The 16777-nt window shown below is 55.8% G+C and carries 21 protein-coding genes and 4 pseudogenes; 16 read left to right on the forward strand and 9 right to left on the reverse strand.

Going from position 1 to position 16777, the window contains the following annotated elements:
- Positions 1-127 precede the first annotated feature (127 nt).
- Positions 128-592, reverse strand: a pseudogene (gene mobQ, locus F4U94_RS22585) (MobQ family relaxase); the annotation flags it as partial.
- A gap of 175 nt (positions 593-767) precedes the next feature.
- Between mobQ and F4U94_RS22590 the strand changes: the two are divergent.
- From F4U94_RS22590 to F4U94_RS22615, 7 genes are all read left to right on the forward strand, one after another.
- A complete protein-coding gene (locus tag F4U94_RS22590) occupies positions 768-1016 on the forward strand; it encodes a conjugal transfer protein TraD (protein ID WP_150412264.1) in 249 nt (82 codons plus the stop codon).
- Between the two features lie 94 nt (positions 1017-1110).
- On the forward strand, positions 1111-1347 hold the full coding sequence (locus tag F4U94_RS22595) for a conjugal transfer protein TraD (RefSeq protein ID WP_150412277.1): 237 nt from the start codon (positions 1111-1113) through the stop codon (positions 1345-1347).
- Positions 1340-1540 (forward strand): AAA family ATPase, encoded by a 201-nt coding sequence (locus F4U94_RS22600; RefSeq protein WP_428842957.1) that lies wholly within the window; start codon positions 1340-1342, stop codon positions 1538-1540. The genes F4U94_RS22595 and F4U94_RS22600 overlap by 8 nt, the downstream gene beginning before the upstream one ends.
- Positions 1537-1977: an antitoxin Xre/MbcA/ParS toxin-binding domain-containing protein gene (locus F4U94_RS22605; protein WP_150412265.1), complete on the forward strand. Its 441-nt coding sequence runs from the start codon at positions 1537-1539 to the stop codon at positions 1975-1977. The genes F4U94_RS22600 and F4U94_RS22605 overlap by 4 nt, the downstream gene beginning before the upstream one ends.
- Positions 1961-2284: an RES family NAD+ phosphorylase gene (locus tag F4U94_RS22610; protein WP_211363325.1), complete on the forward strand. Its 324-nt coding sequence runs from the start codon at positions 1961-1963 to the stop codon at positions 2282-2284. Before F4U94_RS22605 ends, F4U94_RS22610 begins: the two co-directional genes overlap by 17 nt.
- A gap of 50 nt (positions 2285-2334) precedes the next feature.
- Complete coding sequence (locus F4U94_RS25495; protein ID WP_346266177.1) at positions 2335-2448, forward strand: hypothetical protein; 114 nt, start codon at positions 2335-2337, stop codon at positions 2446-2448.
- A 47-nt stretch (positions 2449-2495) separates the two neighbouring features.
- Positions 2496-3989 carry a phosphomannomutase gene (locus F4U94_RS22615; protein WP_150412266.1) on the forward strand — a complete coding sequence of 498 codons (1494 nt, stop codon included), beginning with the start codon at positions 2496-2498 and terminating at the stop codon, positions 3987-3989.
- Between the two features lie 238 nt (positions 3990-4227).
- Here F4U94_RS22615 and F4U94_RS22620 read toward each other — a convergent pair whose 3' ends face one another.
- From F4U94_RS22620 to F4U94_RS22645, 6 genes are read right to left on the reverse strand one after another with little or no spacing between them, the layout of a single operon-like run.
- Positions 4228-5046 carry a class I mannose-6-phosphate isomerase gene (locus F4U94_RS22620; protein WP_150412278.1) on the reverse strand — a complete coding sequence of 273 codons (819 nt, stop codon included), beginning with the start codon at positions 5044-5046 and terminating at the stop codon, positions 4228-4230.
- A gap of 44 nt (positions 5047-5090) precedes the next feature.
- Positions 5091-5960 carry a glucose-1-phosphate thymidylyltransferase RfbA gene (rfbA, locus tag F4U94_RS22625; RefSeq protein ID WP_150412267.1) on the reverse strand — a complete coding sequence of 290 codons (870 nt, stop codon included), beginning with the start codon at positions 5958-5960 and terminating at the stop codon, positions 5091-5093.
- A gap of 24 nt (positions 5961-5984) precedes the next feature.
- The gene (gene rfbD, locus F4U94_RS22630; protein ID WP_150412268.1) at positions 5985-6872 is read right to left on the reverse strand and encodes a dTDP-4-dehydrorhamnose reductase; all 888 of its coding nucleotides are present in this window, start codon (positions 6870-6872) and stop codon (positions 5985-5987) included.
- Positions 6869-7933 carry a dTDP-glucose 4,6-dehydratase gene (rfbB, locus tag F4U94_RS22635; RefSeq protein WP_150412269.1) on the reverse strand — a complete coding sequence of 355 codons (1065 nt, stop codon included), beginning with the start codon at positions 7931-7933 and terminating at the stop codon, positions 6869-6871. The genes rfbD and rfbB overlap by 4 nt, the downstream gene beginning before the upstream one ends.
- A 3-nt stretch (positions 7934-7936) precedes the next feature.
- Positions 7937-8503, reverse strand: coding sequence for a dTDP-4-dehydrorhamnose 3,5-epimerase (gene rfbC / locus F4U94_RS22640; RefSeq protein WP_150412270.1), 567 nt, complete (start codon positions 8501-8503; stop codon positions 7937-7939).
- Between the two features lie 31 nt (positions 8504-8534).
- Positions 8535-9686 (reverse strand): polysaccharide biosynthesis/export family protein, encoded by a 1152-nt coding sequence (locus F4U94_RS22645; RefSeq protein ID WP_150412271.1) that lies wholly within the window; start codon positions 9684-9686, stop codon positions 8535-8537.
- A gap of 175 nt (positions 9687-9861) precedes the next feature.
- On the opposite strand from F4U94_RS22645, the gene F4U94_RS22650 reads away from it, so the two are divergent.
- The 5 genes and pseudogenes from F4U94_RS22650 to F4U94_RS22670 all read left to right on the forward strand — a co-directional run bounded on the left by F4U94_RS22650 (position 9862) and on the right by F4U94_RS22670 (position 14122).
- Positions 9862-11025 (forward strand): KpsE/RkpR family capsule polysaccharide export protein, encoded by a 1164-nt coding sequence (locus tag F4U94_RS22650; protein ID WP_150412272.1) that lies wholly within the window; start codon positions 9862-9864, stop codon positions 11023-11025.
- Between the two features lie 2 nt (positions 11026-11027).
- Positions 11028-11825: an ABC transporter permease gene (locus F4U94_RS22655; protein WP_150412279.1), complete on the forward strand. Its 798-nt coding sequence runs from the start codon at positions 11028-11030 to the stop codon at positions 11823-11825.
- A complete protein-coding gene (locus F4U94_RS22660; protein ID WP_150412273.1) occupies positions 11822-12469 on the forward strand; it encodes an ABC transporter ATP-binding protein in 648 nt (215 codons plus the stop codon). The genes F4U94_RS22655 and F4U94_RS22660 overlap by 4 nt, the downstream gene beginning before the upstream one ends.
- A gap of 109 nt (positions 12470-12578) precedes the next feature.
- A pseudogene (locus F4U94_RS22665) lies at positions 12579-13115 on the forward strand (IS5 family transposase); the annotation flags it as partial.
- Positions 13116-13240: 125 nt separating this feature from the next.
- The gene (locus F4U94_RS22670; RefSeq protein WP_150412274.1) at positions 13241-14122 is read left to right on the forward strand and encodes a DUF1796 family putative cysteine peptidase; all 882 of its coding nucleotides are present in this window, start codon (positions 13241-13243) and stop codon (positions 14120-14122) included.
- 60 nt (positions 14123-14182) lie between these two features.
- Here the strand turns inward: F4U94_RS22670 and F4U94_RS22675 are convergent.
- Positions 14183-14407: pseudogene (locus F4U94_RS22675) on the reverse strand (IS3 family transposase); the annotation flags it as partial.
- A gap of 383 nt (positions 14408-14790) precedes the next feature.
- On the opposite strand from F4U94_RS22675, the gene F4U94_RS22680 reads away from it, so the two are divergent.
- The 4 genes and pseudogenes from F4U94_RS22680 to F4U94_RS22695 all read left to right on the forward strand — a co-directional run bounded on the left by F4U94_RS22680 (position 14791) and on the right by F4U94_RS22695 (position 16144).
- Positions 14791-14988 (forward strand): hypothetical protein, encoded by a 198-nt coding sequence (locus F4U94_RS22680; RefSeq protein WP_150412275.1) that lies wholly within the window; start codon positions 14791-14793, stop codon positions 14986-14988.
- Between the two features lie 27 nt (positions 14989-15015).
- Positions 15016-15371 (forward strand): annotated as a pseudogene (locus F4U94_RS24865) (transposase); the annotation flags it as partial.
- Between the two features lie 52 nt (positions 15372-15423).
- Positions 15424-15612, forward strand: coding sequence for a transposase (locus F4U94_RS22690; RefSeq protein WP_249042108.1), 189 nt, complete (start codon positions 15424-15426; stop codon positions 15610-15612).
- A gap of 208 nt (positions 15613-15820) precedes the next feature.
- A complete protein-coding gene (locus tag F4U94_RS22695; RefSeq protein WP_150412276.1) occupies positions 15821-16144 on the forward strand; it encodes a hypothetical protein in 324 nt (107 codons plus the stop codon).
- A 191-nt stretch (positions 16145-16335) separates the two neighbouring features.
- Here F4U94_RS22695 and F4U94_RS22700 read toward each other — a convergent pair.
- Positions 16336-16777, reverse strand: a 442-nt coding sequence (locus F4U94_RS22700) for an integrase core domain-containing protein (protein WP_249042107.1), incomplete at its 5' end; no start/stop codon positions are given.

The following is a 16777-nucleotide window of genomic DNA, read 5'->3' on the forward strand; positions in this document are numbered from 1 at the left end:
TGGGACCGCATCAATCTCACCGGCGATTATATCTGGTCCGAGAGCCTCGACCTCGATGCCGATGGCCTCATGCCGCTGCTCATCAAGCCGCTACCGTGAATCTGTGTCCGAATAATGTACAGAGGCCTTTTTGGCCGAAGCCTTCCGGCCCTACCTCCCGCATCGACAGCATGACATGAGCATGAGGCTTGGGGCCTCCATCCTTCCCCATGTCCCAATGCACATTCATGTCCGCGATCATGCCACGTTTGACGAACTGCCTTTCGACAAAATCACGGGCAAGTTGGATGCCTTGCCGTTGGTTCATCTCACGTGGGATCGAGAATTCCACTTCGCGGGCAAGCTGCGCATCCTTGCGCTTCTCGCCGACCTCCACCTCGTTCCACAAAATTGTACGATCGTTTAAACGCTCCGGTGCACCTTCTGGCAACATGATTTCCGAATGTATGACGCCGGCCTTGTTCGAGAAATCATGGTCGCGCCCGAGCCGGTCATCGTGCAGCCTTTCTGCCGCACGATAGGCAGCACTCGCAACGGCGCTCGATCCGTTAGCGCGACTGATTACCTTGGCCGAGAAATGGTAGATCGCCATGACAGCCGCTATACTGCCTTTCTTAGCGCACGTTGGCCACGACGTATAAGCGCGCACTCAAACTCTCTGCCGTTCGTATGACTGACTTCATCGCATTTTCAGGATCGAGCCGTTTTCCATTCATGCGAACTTACTATTCTGTTATCCTAGTTACATCATGATGAGGGAACTTAGGGTGCGAAAGACACGCGACTATGACGCGGAGCTACGGGCGCTGGGTGAGAAGGCCAAGGCGCTCAAGGCAAAGAAGGTCGAACAGCTTGGCCAGTTGGTAACATCAACGGGAGCTGACGCGCTCGACCTAGATATACTTGCCGGCATTTTGATAACCGCAGTCGAGTCCAGCAACGCGGAAGAGAAGGAGGCATGGCGCGCGAAAGGCTCCGCATTCTTTCAACAACGTGGCAAAAAGACTCGCGGCTGATGTGGTCGCGACCGGCAAGGCGATGGATCGAAACGATCATGCCATGCGCCGCGTCGAAGCCATGCAACGCCGCACCGATACAAGAGGCTGGGTCGTGCAGCGCCGGACACGCACCCGCCATCTCATAGAGCTGGGCGGCCTCGTTCAGAAAGCTGGCCTTGTCGAATTGACCGATGACGATCGCGCCACCCTTTATGGCGCGATGCTCGAACTGGCAGGCCTTGCGCGCGATGAGAATGCTGGCGACATAGTGGCCCTGTGGAAGCGTCGCGGCAAACGCGCTTTCGACATGGAAGCTGGCGCCGACAAAGAGCCGTCCGACAATGGCTGACACACCCGATTTTCATGTCATCACTGGCGGTCCCGGTTCGGGCAAAATTACCTTGATCGACATGCTGGCGTCACAAGGTTTTCATCACATGCCCGAAGATGGTCGCGCCATCATTCGCTACCAGATTGCGATCAGCGGCACAGCCTTGCCCTGGGCCGATCGCGCTGCTTATCCCTTAACCGAGGCAGAATGATCGGGGTGACGCAATTTCAATCCGTAGAAGCGCTACTGGGCCTAAAGCTCGGAATTCATGCGTCGCGTCTGGCACTGCCGTTCTTGATCGAAAGCGGGCTGCCAGTCGCGGCGCTCGATCATCTGGCCGACAGCGTGGCGCCGGGTGATGTGCGCTTCAAGTTCCGCCTGATCCCAAAGGCGACGTTGGAACGGCGGCGCAAATCCGCGTCCAAGCGGCTGACCAGCGAGGAGGGCGACCGTCTGGCCCGTCTGGCCAAGGTGTTCAGCTTCGCACTCGACATTTATAAGGAGCCGGAGCGCGCCCGCGCATTTCTGGGCCGACCCCATCCGATGCTGGACGAGAAGGCGCCGCTCGACGTCGCGCTGGCAACCAGTCCGGGCGCGGATCTGGTTATCAACCTGCTCAGCCGCGCCGCCTATGGCGGGGGCGTGTGACGGGCGGACCGACCGGATATTGTCAGCCTATCGCATCGGCGATCTCGATGGCGTCCATCCCATCTATGACAGCGAAGGAGCGCGGCTTTATCCGGGGCGGTGGAATATGCCGGCCAGCCCCATCATATGTACCTCGGAACATTATTCGACGGCGATGCTAGAAAAGCTGGCCCATGCCAGCAGCGTACTGCCACCCAACCAGCATTATGTCCGCATCACCATCCCAACGGCACCAACTACGAAATCTTTCAGACCGCCGCCCATCCGGGATGGGACAGGCAGGATGAGGGGCTGTGAAAGGCGTTAGGGCAGGCATGGTATGAGGAGCGGCGCAGCGCGATATTATTGGTGCCGTCCATGGTGGCGCGAATGGAGCGCAATATCCTGATCAACCCGCTGCCCCCGGATGCCGCGGGGATAACCCATGACTTGCCGGAGCCGGTATGGTGGGATGAGCGGCTTTATGGGTGAGGAAGAATAGTCTAGACACTTGGCAAATCCACATAACCGGGGGGTTTATGACGCAAACCGTTTCCATCGCCAACCTAATGGCGCAATCCGGCGTCGCGTTCGGCACCAGCGGCGCGCGCGGACTGGTGAGCGCGATAACGGACCGGGTCTGTTTCGCCTATACCGCCGCCTTCCTACAACATCTGGTCACTATCGGGCAGTTTGCGCCCGGCACCACTGTCGCCATCGCGGGCGACCTGCGGCCGTCCAGCCCGCGCATCATGGCGGCCTGCGCCGCCGCGGTGCGGCATATGGGCGGAACGGTCGACTATTGCGGGTTCGTGCCGTCGCCTGCCGTGGCAGCCCATGGGTTCGCGCACGGCATCCCGTCGCTGATGGTGACGGGCAGCCATATCCCCGACGACCGCAACGGCATCAAGTTCAACCGCACCGACGGCGAAGTGTTGAAGCCCGACGAAATGGCGATCCGGGCGCAGAGCGTGGACGTGCCCGACCTGTTCGATGAAGACGGGATGCTGGCGGACGCCGCGCCCGTAAAGTCGTTGGTGGATGCCGCGACGCCCTATATCGCGCGCTATGTCGATGCCTTCAGAGCGCAGGCGCTGAGTGGTATGACATTGGGCGTCTACGAGCATTCGGCGGTCGGGCGCGACATATTGGTTGCGCTGGTCGAGGCGCTGGGCGGCACGGCCGTTCCGCTGGGCCGGTCCGATCGCTTCATTCCCGTGGATACCGAGGCGGTTCGTCCCGAAGACCAGGCGCTGGCGCGGCAATGGGCGGCGGACCTCAAGCTGGACGCGATCCTGTCGACCGACGGTGATAGCGATCGGCCGCTGCTGGCGGACGAACAGGGCGTGTGGATGCGCGGCGACGTGCTGGGCATATTGAGCGCGCGGGCGCTGGGCATCGCGGCGATCGCCACCCCGGTCAGCTGCAACAGCGCGGTCGAGCTGTCGGGACTGTTTACGGCCGTGCGGCGGACGCGGATCGGGTCGCCCTTCGTCATCGAGACGATGAACGCGCTGGTGGCCGATGGTCAGGCGAGCGTGTGCGGCTATGAGGCCAATGGCGGTTTCCTGCTGGCCACGCCGGTCGACGTCGACGGGCGGACATTGGGCGCATTGCCGACGCGGGACGCGGTGCTGCCGATCCTGTCGGTGCTGGTCGATGCGCGCCGCCGGGGCGTGACGCTGTCCGCACTTCAGGCGCAATTGCCTGAACGCTATACGTTCAGCGAGCGGTTGCAAAATTATCCCACGGCGCAGAGCCAGGCACTGATTGCGCATCTGGAGCAGGGGGATGAGGCCGCGATCCTCAAGCGGCTGACGGCGATGTTCGGGGATCTGGCGGGCGAAGCGGACGGGATCGACCGGACCGACGGGCTGCGCATCCACTTCGCAGGCGGCGACATCATCCACCTGCGGCCGAGCGGCAATGCGCCGGAACTGCGCTGCTATACCGAAAGCGACAGCGTGGAGCGGGCGGCGACACTCAATGGGCTGGCGCTGGCGCTGGTGCGGGATTATGTGGTTCCGGCCTGATCGGGGGGCTTTTCCGCGCCGGTAACGAGACAGCGAGTTGGACAGGTGCTGCGCGTTTTTGCAATTGCAAGACGTTGATAAGTAAAGGTTTTTATCGGACATCGCGTGCCTGGTGACCGCGCTTCATCCTATTATCGTGAATTATCAGCGGATTGCTTCGCTGCGCGCGCAATGACGGCAAAATCTGTCGGTCGGCGCCCCATGCATGACCACTGGCGAGCGGTCTGTGGCAGCCCGATCAGCGCGGGATGGCGAGCAGGGCGGAGACCGGCCTTGTCGTCAGAGTGAAGGCGCAGTCGGCCTCCAGCAGCAGGCAGTCGCCCTTTTCCCAGGGCAGGCCGTTGACCGTGCCAGCGCCGCTCAGGGGCGTAAACCACATCTGCTTGCCATCTGGCACGCTGACGCTCTGTCCTTCTGTCCAGTGGACGAGGTCGAGCGAGAAGGGGGCTTCGTCGGCGCCGATCAGGCGGGTGTCGCTGCCCAGCTGCGCCTGCGTCAGGGCGCGGTCATAGGGCGCCAGGCGGCTGACCGCGACGCCATCTTCCAGATGCAGTTCGCGCGGGCGGCCATAATCATAGAGGCGATAGGTGACATCGGCATTTTGCTGGATCTCTGCCAGCGTGATACCCGCGCCGATCGCATGAACGGTGCCGGCCGGGATGAAATAGCAGTCGCCCGGTCGCACCGGCTTCCAGTCGATCCATCGTTCCAGCGACCCGTCCTGCGCAGCGGCGCGGAACTGGTCGGGGGTCAGGGGAACGGTGAGGCCGATCCCCAGCGTCGCGCCCGGCTCGCAATCGAGGATGTACCAGATTTCCTCCTTGCCGCGCAGCAGCCCCTTGGCCACGGCCTGCGCATCGTCGGGATGGACCTGGATCGAGAGGCGATCGCTGGTGAAGATATATTTGACCAGCAGGGGCAGGTCGCGGCCGTCAGCGCTTTCGAACCAGACTTCACCGATCTGCCGGCCTGTGCCTGCAGCCGCGAAGATCGCAGGCAAATCCGTCCGGCCCCATGGTTTTTCGACATAATGGGGAACGAGCTTTTGGGCCAGCATCCCGTCACTATCCGTCGCCATGGGGCAGGGGTCAAGCCGTCAAGTCAGCTTTCGGTCAGGATGGCGCGCAGGTAGCGACCATAGTCCGACTTGCCGAGCTTGCCGATCGCCTTTTCCAGCTGCGGCCCGTCAATGAACCCCTGACGGAAAGCAATTTCTTCAGGCGCTGCGATCTTGAAACCCTGACGCTTTTCGAGGACGCGGACGAATTCGGCGGCGTCGAGCAGGCTGTCGGGCGTGCCGGTATCGAGCCAGGCATAGCCGCGGCCCATGATTTCGACATGGAGTTCGCCGCGTTCCAGATAGACGCGGTTGACGTCGGTGATTTCCAGTTCGCCACGCGCCGAAGGCTTCATGTTGGCAGCGATATCCACGACCTGTTCGTCGTAGAAATAGAGGCCGGTGACCGCCCAGTTGGATTTGGGCTGTTCCGGCTTCTCCTCGATCGTGACGGCCTTCATATTGTCGTCAAAGCTGACCACGCCATAGCGTTCGGGATCGTTGACATGATAGGCGAAGACACTGGCCCCGGTGGTACGGGACGAAGCGCTGGCAAGGATTTCCGGCAGGCCGTGGCCATGATAGATATTGTCACCCAGGATCAGCGCAGAGGGCTGGCCCGCGACGAAATCGGCGCCGATGATATAGGCTTGGGCCAGACCGTCGGGACTGGGCTGTTCCGCATACTCGATGCTCATGCCCCAAGCCGAACCGTCGCCCAGCAGCGACTGGAAGGCAGGCAGGTCGCGCGGGGTGGAGATGATCAGCACTTCGCGGATACCCGCCAGCATCAGCGTGCTGAGGGGATAATAGATCATCGGCTTATCATAGACCGGCATGAGCTGTTTCGAGGTCGACAGCGTCATAGGATAGAGACGCGTACCGCTGCCTCCGGCAAGAATGATACCCTTCATGCTCTTACTAATCCCTCAAGATAATCAGTTGTTCGCCGGTTGCAGGCGATCCATCACCACGTCCAGCGACGTGCGCCAGTCCGGCAGCGTGACGCCATGGACGCGGGCGATCAGGCCGCAGTCGAGCCGTGAATTGGCAGGCCGGGTGGCAGGCGTAGGATAGTCGGCGGTGCCGATGGGCCGCACCGATGCCGACGGGCCGCCACGGGCCGCCGACGCCGCAAAGATCGCCTGTGCGAAATCGGCCCAGCTGGCTTCGCCCGGCGCGGTCATGTGGAAGACACCGCGTAGCTCGGAGCTATCACTGGCTACCATATTGGTAGCCACCTGAAGGATACCGTCCGCGATCGCCAGCGCGCTGGTCGGATTGCCGACCTGATCGCCCACCACACCCAGTTCATCGCGATCGCCCGCCAGACGCAGCATGGTCTTGACGAAATTGCCGCCAAACGGGCTGTAGACCCACGCAACGCGCAATATGGCGCTACTGTCATGGCCGTCCAGCACCGCCCGTTCGCCCGCCAGTTTCGACGCGCCGTAGACGCCGGTGGGGCCGGTCGGATCGCTTTCCACATAGGGGCGGTCCAGCGTCCCGTCGAACACATAGTCGGTCGAGATATGGATGAGCGGGACGCCCAGCGCCTTTGCCGCCTGCGCCACAGCACCCGGTCCCGCGCCGTTGACGGCGAAAGCCAGATCGCTCTCGCTCTCCGCCTTGTCCACCGCCGTATAGGCGGCGGCGGAGACGATGACGTCGGGCGTGGCCGCCGACAGCGCGCGCACGACCGAGGCCGGGTCTGCCAGATCGAGATCGGGGCGGCCGATCGCGATCACCTCATGCCCGGCGGCCGTACCCCGTTCGATGAGGCTGGTGACGACCTGCCCCGTCGTGCCGGTGACGGCGATCTTCATGCAGGCACCTTGGCAGCTTTGTCGAGGCCGAGGCGCTGGCCGTCATATTGTTCGCGCAGCGGCTGCCACCACCATGCATTGTCCAGATACCAGCGCACCGTCTTTTCGATGCCGCTGTCGAAATTCTCCTGCGCCTTCCAGCCCAGTTCGTCCTCAAGGCGGGTCGCGTCGATCGCATAGCGGGCGTCATGTCCCGGACGATCGGTGACATATTCGATCAGCTCGGCGCGCGGGCTGTCGGTCGGCACCAACTCGTCCAGCACCGCGCAGATGCGCAGCACCACGTCAATATTCTTGCGCTCGTTGCGGCCGCCGACATTATAGGTTTCGCCAGGGGTCCCCCGTTCGATGATGATGTCCAGCGCGCGGGCATGATCGTCGACATAGAGCCAGTCGCGGATATTCTCGCCCTTGCCATAGACCGGCAGAGGACGGCCCGCGAGCGCGTTGAGGATCGTCAGCGGAATGAGCTTTTCGGGGAAGTGGTACGGCCCATAATTGTTCGAGCAGTTGGACACTACCACAGGCAGACCATAGGTACGCTGCCACGCCTTGGCGAGGTGATCGGACGCCGCCTTCGACGCCGAATAGGGGGAGCTGGGGTCGTAAGGGGTGGTTTCCTCAAACAAGCCTTCATCGCCCAGCGAGCCATAGACTTCGTCGGTCGAAACGTGGAGGAAGCGGAAAGCGGCTTTCGCGTCGCCTTCCAAGCCGTTCCAGTAGGCGCGGGCGGCTTCCAGCAAAGTAAAACTGCCGACCACGTTGGTCTGGATGAAATCGGCCGCGCCGGTGATCGAGCGATCGACATGGCTTTCGGCCGCCAGATGCATGATGCGGTCGGGTTTGAACCCGGTGATCGCCGCATCCATTGCCGCGCGATCGCAGATATTGGCGTGCAGGAACTGGTGGGTGTTCTTGCCCTCGACTTCCTTGAGCGAAGCTTCGCAGCCCGCATAGGTCAGCGCGTCGATGGTCAGGACGTCATAGCCCTTTTCCAGCACCAGATAACGGACGAGGGCAGAGCCGATGAAGCCGGCGCCGCCGGTGACGATCACGCGCATGAGTTAGTTGCTCCAGCTGAAATAGGCGGGAAGGTCGGCCAGGAGCGGCTGTTTGCGGTCCTTGGCGGAAAGGGTGTCGGCGTCGGCGGCGTCAGGCCAAACGATGCCGATCGCAGGGTCGTCCCAGGCAAGGCCCTTGTCACATTCGACATTGTAGTAGCTGCCGGTCACCTTGTAGGCGATGACGGTGTCCGGTTCGAGCGAACAAAAGCCATGCGCGAAGCCCGGCGGCACCCAGAGCTGCTTGCCATTGTCAGGCGTCAGCGTTTCGCCGACCCACTGGCCATAGGTGGGCGATCCGGTACGGATGTCGACAGCGACGTCGAACAGCGCACCGGCGGTGCAACGTACCAGCTTGCCCTGGGCATGGGGATCGCTCTGGAAATGCAGGCCGCGGATCGTGCCAGCCTTCGCGCTGCGGGATTCATTGTCCTGCACGAAGCTGTAGTCGCCGATATGCTGCGCGAATAGGTCAGCGCGGAATGTCTCCGCAAAATAACCCCGCTCGTCACCGATATGGCGAGGAGCCAAAAGCGTGACACCAGCAATGTCGTAGGTCTGAATTTCCATATTTTTCCTTAGAAGTTAGCCTTTACCCTTTTTAGTTCCGGCTGTTTTGAACGGTTTGCACCGCACTTGTAACCGTCAGGATGGGTGAAAAAAGCTGACTAATGAGTTGAATGAGCTTACTTGGCTGGTTGGCAGAAGCATTACCGAAGTACAGCACATCCTTATCCTGCATAAAGAAGCGCTGAGAAAAGAAATAAGATCCAGTTTTCATCATATTGAGATGATATACTATTGGCACTTCATTACCCTGCTCATCGCGAATATAGCGGAATACGAAGATCGCGGCAGGATTGCCTACACCGGGATTGACGCCACCAGCAGTGGCGATTGCTTCAGCAAGCGACACGGTCGAACGACTAAATGGTATCTGTTCTACCCGGCCCGGCGCGCCAAGCACCGAATAGGTGCGGGGGTTGTTAATGAGGATGAAACGGTCGCCCGGATAGGCACGCACATCCAATCCGGGATTGTCGATCAGATCGTTCATGCGTACATCGACATTGCTGCCACCACGCGTAATGCGTAAAGTCAGATCTTTAGCGTTGCCACGATAACCGCCAGCCAAAGCGACAACATCGGACAGGGATTCCCGGTTCGTCTGAAGAACCAGTCGGCCCGGCTTTGCCACTTCACCCCCGATAATGACAGAATTAGTGATGGCTTGGCTTAACGATACCACCACCTGCGGATTTTGCGACAAGCGTTGCAACGCATTGCGGATCATTGCCTCCACCTCGCCGATGGTAATCCCCGACACATGAAGGGTTCCAGCGTAGGGAATGGATATATCCCCAAGGTCATCGACGCGTGTAGGGGGCAGTTTCTGTACCTGCACGCCGGGGGTTGTTCCAATTTGCCCCGCCTGCCCACTTGCATTGCCACTGCCAGCAAACAGCGCAACACCTGCTTCATAGATGTTGATATCAAGAATATCGCCAGGCCCCACCATGTCGGTTGGCGGTGGTGTACGGTCTGCCAACAAACCCGTCGGCCTCAATTTGGCTCCTCCATCAGGGACATCAGCGATCGAATTGACTTGGAGAAGCCTGATTGGGGCGCTGCCGTCCTTCGGACTAATCGCTGTCTTTTCTATCTGCCCACCCGTAGGGCCGCTTGATGGCAGCGTAGCGCAGCCTGCCAATCCCGCCAGCAGGGCTAGATAAATGCTATTTTTGACGTGCATCGTTTTATGATCTCAGGGCTTGCAGATTCAACAGCGGCACGCTTAGCATCGACATTCAAAAATGGACAATAGTTCCTCGCGTGAACATGTCAGCATGCCCGCCCGACCTTGCGTGCCGCGCCATGTTAGCCTAGCGCACATGGCTTGGATAGCTTTTTAGGCGCTGCAGGATATTATGACCGCAACCTCTCACTTTTCCGTTGAGGACGAAACGCCCGTCCGTCGATCAGCCTTCGCGCGATGGCTGACAAAGCGGCGCTGGTTCATCATTTTTGTCGTTCTGCCGACACTGTTGGCTGCGATCTATTATGGCTTCGTAGCCTCGGATATCTATATTTCGGAATCCCGCTTCGTGATCAAAAGCCCGGATCAAAAGCGATCGCAAATGTCGACGCTTGCTAATTTGGTTCAAACTACGGGCATGTCGGGAGGGCAGGAGCAAACGAGTGAAGTGCTGACTTTCGTCCGTTCACGCGACGCTCTAAAGGCGCTGGAAAAGAATCCAGGCATAGGTGACAAATATGCTTCGCCCGACGCAGATTTTTTTTCACGCTTTCCTAAGCTATTTTCGGACAGGAGTTTCGAAAGCCTGTTCAAATACTATGGTGACATGGTCGACGCACGCTTCGATACCGAGGCTGGAACTGCGATCATCCGGGCGCGCGCTTTCACGCCGCAGGACGCTTACAAAATTAATGCACGTTTACTCGACCTTAGCGAAGCACTGGTCAATCGTCTGAACACGCGAGCTCACAGCAAAGGCATTCTCGAAGCTCAAAGGCAGGTCGAGCTTGCTACAGAGAGAGCAAAAGGCGCCCGCGTTGCGCTCACGCAATATCGTAATGCACAAGCATTGATTGACCCAAGCAAGCAAGCCGTAGGCGTCATCGAAATCGCGAACACCATGATTGCTCAACGCGCGGGGCTTCAGGCCCAGCTCGATCAGATGCAACGTGTTGCTCCTAATAATCCGTCTATCCCTGCACTACGTAATCGCATCAGCGCCATGTCGGTTCAGATCGCTTCACAAGATAGTCGCGTCGTAGGGTCGAATAGCGGGATCGCGTCCAAATTGGGCGGATATGAAAATCTGCTTGTCGAACAAGAGTTTGCGACTGAAAGCATGAACGCAGCCAATGCTGCATTGGTTCAAGCTCGTGCAGAAGCGCAGCGTCAGCAATTTTACCTCGAGCGCGTCGTGGATCCCAACGTCCCTGATATGCCGTTGCTCCCCAAGCGATTCTTAAACGTACTGGTCGTTTTTGCGGCAGCAGGTTGTCTCTATTTTATCGGATGGATGTTCATGGTCGGCGTTCTAGAACATTCGCAAGAAGACTAATGATGAACGGAAGCCCCATTCATAGATTGCTCAATAGCTGGGCTATTCAAGTCCGTGTTATACATGCATTAATGATACGAGAGCTCATTACGCGCTTCGGGCGAGAAAATATAGGCTTCCTATGGATTATGGCCGAACCTCTTCTATTCGCCGGACTTGTTGGCATTCTATGGCATTTTATGAAGGGTTCAACTGAACATGGGGTCAGTGTTGTAGCATTTACGGCCACTGGCTACATACCGCTGACGCTGTTTCGTCATTGTGTTGCTCGAAGTGTGGCTGCGTTTACAGCGAACCAAAGTCTACTTTACCATCGCCAGATTAAAATCGTTGATTTCATATTGGCTCGATTCATTATTGAAATATTAGGCGGAATGATGGCCTATCTGTTTATGGCTATCTTTCTAATCCTTATTGGCGAATTTCCTATTCCTGCAGATCTTGGACTCCTTATATCCGGATGGATGTTGTATGGAGTTTTCTGCTTCTCTATATGCCTTATTCTTGCTCCACTTTCTGAAATATCCGAAGCGATGGAGAAGTTTATTCCAGTTGTTACCTATATTATGATCCCTTTTTCAGGCGCATTTTATATGGTTTCTTGGATGACACCAGGTGCCAAGGATTTTCTGTTACTTTCTCCATTTGTTAACGCGATGGAGATGATGAGGAAAGGTATTTGGGGTGATCAGATAACCGCATTTTATGATCCCTTAGTCCCTATTATCTGCTCTGTTGTTTTTGCGATAATTGGCCTTATTTTATGCCGCCGCGTGCGTAGGATATTGACGGTAGAATGATTATTTGTAGCGATATTGAAAAATCATACTCCCACGGTAGTAGGCGTAAAAAAGTCTTTAGCGGACTTAACCTAGTGATCGAAAAAGGGGAACGGGTCGCACTGCTAGGGCGAAACGGAGCCGGAAAGAGTACGCTTATCAAATTGATTGGCGGTGTTGAGATGCCCAATTCGGGCAAGATCACGCGAAACATGTCGATATCCTGGCCCTTAGGTTTCGCCGGAGGTTTCCAAGGAAGTTTGACCGGTTATGATAATACGCGCTTTATATCGCGTATATATCAGCGAGATTACGTCACCATTCGCCAGTTCGTGGAGGATTTTACCGAACTCGGTAAACAATTAAAGATGCCTGTAAAGACTTATTCGTCAGGCATGCGGGCGCGTCTTGCGTTTGCGCTATCCCTAGCGATCGAATTTGATTGTTACCTGATAGATGAAATCATTTTAGTAGGCGATCAGAATTTTCAGCGTAAGTGTAATGAAGAAATGTTTCTAAAAAGAAACGATCGGGCCATGATTATAGCTTCTCATCAAACCGAACTTATTAGGGATTTTTGCAACAAGGCAATTATTCTTCACCATGGAGAAGCAACAGTTTATGACGACATCGATCTTGCCATCGACAGATATACAAATCTTTAGAGATTTGCCTTGAGTTTCTCGACACCCCGAACGTTGATAAATTGTGACGATGTGAGAGACCGTTTGAGAATGGGTTGATGCGGCGGGGCAGGCGTGATTCAAGCTTGGGATGTGGACCCGAGCGAGCCGTGGCCGGATGGCTGGATTTGAAAAGCGATCGAAGCGCTACCCAACCGATTTGACGGACGAGGAGTGGCTGTTCATTCAGCCTTTGCTGCCGCCGGTGGCCAAGCGCAGCCGTCGACCCGCGACCGATCTACGCGATGTGCTCGACGCGCTTCGCTACCTGGCGCGAGCCGGTGGCGGATGGCGGATGCTGCCGAATGACTTCCCGCCTTGGCAGACGGTATATTGGTGGTTCCGCCGCTTCGTGCGCCGGCTGCTGTTCCGGACGATCCACGACGTGACGCTGATGCTTGATCGTGAACGCGAAGGGCGTGAGCAAAGCCCGACGGCCGCCGTCGTTGATAGCCAGTCCATCAAGGCGCCAGCGGCGGAAAAGCGGGGGTTTGATGCCGGCAAGAGGGTCGTCGGCCGCAAACGGCACATCGCTGTCGATACCGATGGCCGGTTGCTAATGGTCAACCTCACCACTGCCGATATCTCCGACAGCGCTGGTGCGCAAGCAATCGTCTCGGCCATGCGGGCATGATTTCAGTGGGCGTTGAGCGATCGGTGCGCAGTGTTTAGAACTGAAGATGTTATTTTCGACATGTGTTGATATGAGATTCGCAACCAAGGCGAACACGAAACGAGGATTCGGAAGCCCAAATGGATCACGCAGAAGCGCAAGCGCTAGTCAGAACTATCTATCGTGGTGTTTTGAAGAGAGAAGCAGACCCATCTGGTGAGGATCATTATATCAACATATTAAAGCAAGGGGGCTACTCCGTTGTAAAAGACGTCATTGAATCTTTTATAAGTAGTAAAGAGTTTGAAAGACTCATCTCAAAGAACTGGGTTGAGACGGATATATTTTTTCCCGAACAACCTGCCGAGCATATCATATCGCTAGGCGTTGACTGCTTTTCAGCATCGAAAATTAAACAGATAGGACGAAGAACCGGTTCTTTTCCATTAGACTGGTGTTTTAGCACGCCAGAAATGTTAAATCATATTTTAGAAGATGATTTTAATATATTTCTCGATCGGAAGTATTTTCTTACTAACGAAGACATAAAACGTCCTGATATACACATAAATCAATGTGATCACTTATATTATCGTGATAAATTTGATATATCATTTGTTTTTAATCATAAAAATCCGACCAACGAAACTGATTATAATTATTACAGAAGAACAGTTGATCGATTTAGAAATAATCTATCATCGGATAAGCAAAAACTTTTTGTTTTGATATCTTGGAGAGGCAATTATCAACTATCTTCATTCATGAAAATGTTAGACATTTTAAATAGTCGTTCTGATAGTCACTCTGTAATTGCCATTAATGTGAAAAATATTTCAGATAACTTATATGGATCTTATATCCGATACAGATCTGGAACAGATTGTCTTTTGGATTTCTATTGCAATTCCACTTCTTCAAATGGACTTAACCTTGACGATCCTCGAGATGATATATTTCTTAATAATTTATTAATTTCCAGAACAAATGGAATGATAAAGGCTTTTGTTTCTCACGGCTAAATACCGTTAATCTACTTCATTATGAACTGCCTAGGTTTACCGGCGGCTATTTGATTTAAGTTACGCAGCCATGGAGACATCGTCCAGCATAGCATAATATTGTGTTTCGGCTTTAGCGGGTGGGATATTGCCGATTAGCTCCAGCAAGCGCCTGTTGTTGAACCAGTCCACCCATTCGAGCGTGGCATATTCGACAGCTTCAAAAGATCGCCACGCTCCCCTGCGATGGATCACCTCCGCCTTGTAAAGGCCATTGATCGTCTCAGCCAACGGGATGCTGTCACCCGCACAGTTCGAACGGCAGCAGATTCTGAAAGCAGAAGGCGTCTAGAAAACTAGGGGCTACTCACACAATGTAGTGGGCATAGACGTCGATTACGAAGGCGACATAGACGAAGCGTACGCATCCGCTGAGCGGCGCCTTGCGGGTGGGGTGACGGATCAGTCTTACCCCACGCCTCGGTCATTGCGCCATCAGCACAACGCTCGCTTTACGTAACCAGTTTGCGGCTGTCCAGATTCCTCTCATTCACGCCGAAGGTATTCTTTCAGGGACAGGGTTAAAAGATCAATACAGGTTGGCATTAAATGGGGTTGACCACATGACACTCATTACGACAGAGTTGCTACCGTTAGCAGTAAGCTGCTGAGGAATATGGACGAGAAGCATGATGGAAGATGGAACAAAGATCATCTTAGAAGCGATTATCAAAGCGGTATCGAGAATGGAGGGTGGCGATCAATTCGCGCGCGATTTAAGTCATGATCTGTCTGAAACGGTTGAGGAATTGTTAGGACATCCTGTCACACAGCGCGATGTAAGCTATTTCGCGCATTGGGCAAGCAAAGCCCAATGCAGTTATTAGATATTTGCGTCCATATGGGAGTATTGTAGGCTAAGGCTAAGCGCGGTACCATGCTGTCGACGCAAGACCACCAACTGGTCGCCGGCCGGCCTATGTATGACCGGCATGGTCGCGTCCATGGTGCTTAATGGGCCGATCAACGGCGACCGGTTCGAAGCCTGCGTCCCCTAGGTCCTCGTCCCGGAACTGCGACCCAGCAATGTCGTCATCATTGACAACCTGTCGAGCCACAAGGGCGCATCGGTGCAGGTCTTCATTGAGGCCGCAGACGCAACACTGCGCTTCTCCTGCCCTACAGCCCCGACCTCAACCCGATCGAGAAAGCGTTTTCCCGCCTCAAGGCTATGCTTCGTAAAAAGAGCGAACGTACCGTCACTGGTTTAGGAGTTTGATCGGTACGCCGACGCAATCGGTGCTGACCTTGCCAAACGGAATATCGAGTCCGTTTTTCCCGGCCGGTCAAACCGGCGCGTGAAAATCGAGCATGACCGGGCGCTCTACAAGCAGCGCAACCGCATCGAACGCATGTTCGGGCAACTCAAGGTTAACCGGTTGATCGCCACCCGATACGACCAACTGGCCAAAAACTTCCTCGGAATGTTATATCTCGCTACGGTCAGATAGTGGCTCAAATTTGTTCACGCCGCCTTAACTATTGTATAAAGTTGATTTGTATCGGCACATAAATCTATTCGGATATATAAACTTAAATCGCATTTAATTTTGATTTGAAAATTAAATATATAAAATATTAATAACCATTTTTGTTTTTGAACAATTTTTTAGAATAGTATTTCCTGTCTTTGAGAGGGGATGAACAGAGGAGATAGGAATGCGTAAACTTTCCAAGTTGGCGATCGCATCGGCCGCCATGTTCGCTTTCACAGTTCCGCAAGTTACCAATGCTCAAGGCCTATTCGGTGGGCTTCCGCGTATTGCCATCGGAAAAAGCGGAGCAATTATTGGCTCCGACAGTTCCAGTTTGGGTATCGGCATACTAACGCCTGGTAGTAACGGCACGTTGAATAGCGTCCGCATACTTGGCGGCGATAAGCTGCTTGGTCTGAACCTTTATGACCCGATCTCGGATGAACTCTACGATCTGCAATTAAATTCGCCTTATGACACGGACCTGCAGGCGCTCCTGTTCGACTGAGAAGGAACGGGCGTCCTTGGGCGCCCGTCCACTTGGATCAGCAAGCCAGTTGATCAGATCGACCATTAGGTTAGCCGTACGCATCCGGTGAGGACCGCAGTTACTGACGGTTTGCTAGGGATTTGGCATGGACCGGCAGAGAGAGGATTCAATCAGTTCGGGCCAAATTCCATTGACGGTCCCCCGGTTTCTCATCCGGGCAAGATGCGAGTTTCCGGCCTGCATCCGCCGGGGTTAACCCCGGCGGATGCAGCATATTCGTTTGGCGTCAGCCAACCAAGAGCTGTGTGAGGACGGCTCTCATTATGGTCCCGTCGCCAGGCCTCGATCTTGGCTCGGGCATCGTCCAGCGACAGGAACCAGTGGGTGTTCAGGCACTCGTCGCGCAAGCGGCCGTTGAAGCTCTCGACGAACGCATTATCGGTCGGCTTGCCCGGGCGGCTGAAGTCGAGCGTTACGCCGTTCTCATAGGCCCAGCGGTCCAATGCCTTCGAGATAAACTCCGGGCCATAGCACATTGGGAAGCGGCCCCTCGAAGGGGCGCACTGCCTTGATGAAGGCAAGGGCGCGTAGCGCCCGCAGGCTTCATCAAGGCGGTCATGATCGGCCCGCAGGTCTCTAAAGTGAAGTTGT

The sequence above is a fragment of the Sphingobium limneticum genome (genome assembly GCF_008710155.1).
GTDB lineage: Bacteria > Pseudomonadota > Alphaproteobacteria > Sphingomonadales > Sphingomonadaceae > Sphingobium > Sphingobium limneticum.

Excerpts from the sequence above, each read along its gene's own strand:
- F4U94_RS22600 (WP_428842957.1), top strand. The coding sequence starts at position 1,340 with ATGGCTGACACACCCGATTTTCATGTCATCACTGGCGGTCCCGGTTCG.
- F4U94_RS22605 (WP_150412265.1), top strand. The coding sequence starts at position 1,537 with ATGATCGGGGTGACGCAATTTCAATCCGTAGAAGCGCTACTGGGCCTA.
- F4U94_RS22610 (WP_211363325.1), top strand. The coding sequence starts at position 1,961 with ATGGCGGGGGCGTGTGACGGGCGGACCGACCGGATATTGTCAGCCTAT.
- F4U94_RS25495 (WP_346266177.1), top strand. The coding sequence starts at position 2,335 with ATGGTGGCGCGAATGGAGCGCAATATCCTGATCAACCCGCTGCCCCCG.
- F4U94_RS22615 (WP_150412266.1), top strand. The coding sequence starts at position 2,496 with ATGACGCAAACCGTTTCCATCGCCAACCTAATGGCGCAATCCGGCGTC.
- F4U94_RS22620 (WP_150412278.1), bottom strand. The coding sequence starts at position 5,046 with ATGCTGGCCCAAAAGCTCGTTCCCCATTATGTCGAAAAACCATGGGGC.
- rfbA (WP_150412267.1), bottom strand. The coding sequence starts at position 5,960 with ATGAAGGGTATCATTCTTGCCGGAGGCAGCGGTACGCGTCTCTATCCT.
- rfbD (WP_150412268.1), bottom strand. The coding sequence starts at position 6,872 with ATGAAGATCGCCGTCACCGGCACGACGGGGCAGGTCGTCACCAGCCTC.
- rfbB (WP_150412269.1), bottom strand. The coding sequence starts at position 7,933 with ATGCGCGTGATCGTCACCGGCGGCGCCGGCTTCATCGGCTCTGCCCTC.
- rfbC (WP_150412270.1), bottom strand. The coding sequence starts at position 8,503 with ATGGAAATTCAGACCTACGACATTGCTGGTGTCACGCTTTTGGCTCCT.
- F4U94_RS22645 (WP_150412271.1), bottom strand. The coding sequence starts at position 9,686 with ATGCACGTCAAAAATAGCATTTATCTAGCCCTGCTGGCGGGATTGGCA.
- F4U94_RS22650 (WP_150412272.1), top strand. The coding sequence starts at position 9,862 with ATGACCGCAACCTCTCACTTTTCCGTTGAGGACGAAACGCCCGTCCGT.
- F4U94_RS22655 (WP_150412279.1), top strand. The coding sequence starts at position 11,028 with ATGAACGGAAGCCCCATTCATAGATTGCTCAATAGCTGGGCTATTCAA.
- F4U94_RS22660 (WP_150412273.1), top strand. The coding sequence starts at position 11,822 with ATGATTATTTGTAGCGATATTGAAAAATCATACTCCCACGGTAGTAGG.
- F4U94_RS22670 (WP_150412274.1), top strand. The coding sequence starts at position 13,241 with ATGGATCACGCAGAAGCGCAAGCGCTAGTCAGAACTATCTATCGTGGT.
- F4U94_RS22680 (WP_150412275.1), top strand. The coding sequence starts at position 14,791 with ATGATGGAAGATGGAACAAAGATCATCTTAGAAGCGATTATCAAAGCG.
- F4U94_RS22695 (WP_150412276.1), top strand. The coding sequence starts at position 15,821 with ATGCGTAAACTTTCCAAGTTGGCGATCGCATCGGCCGCCATGTTCGCT.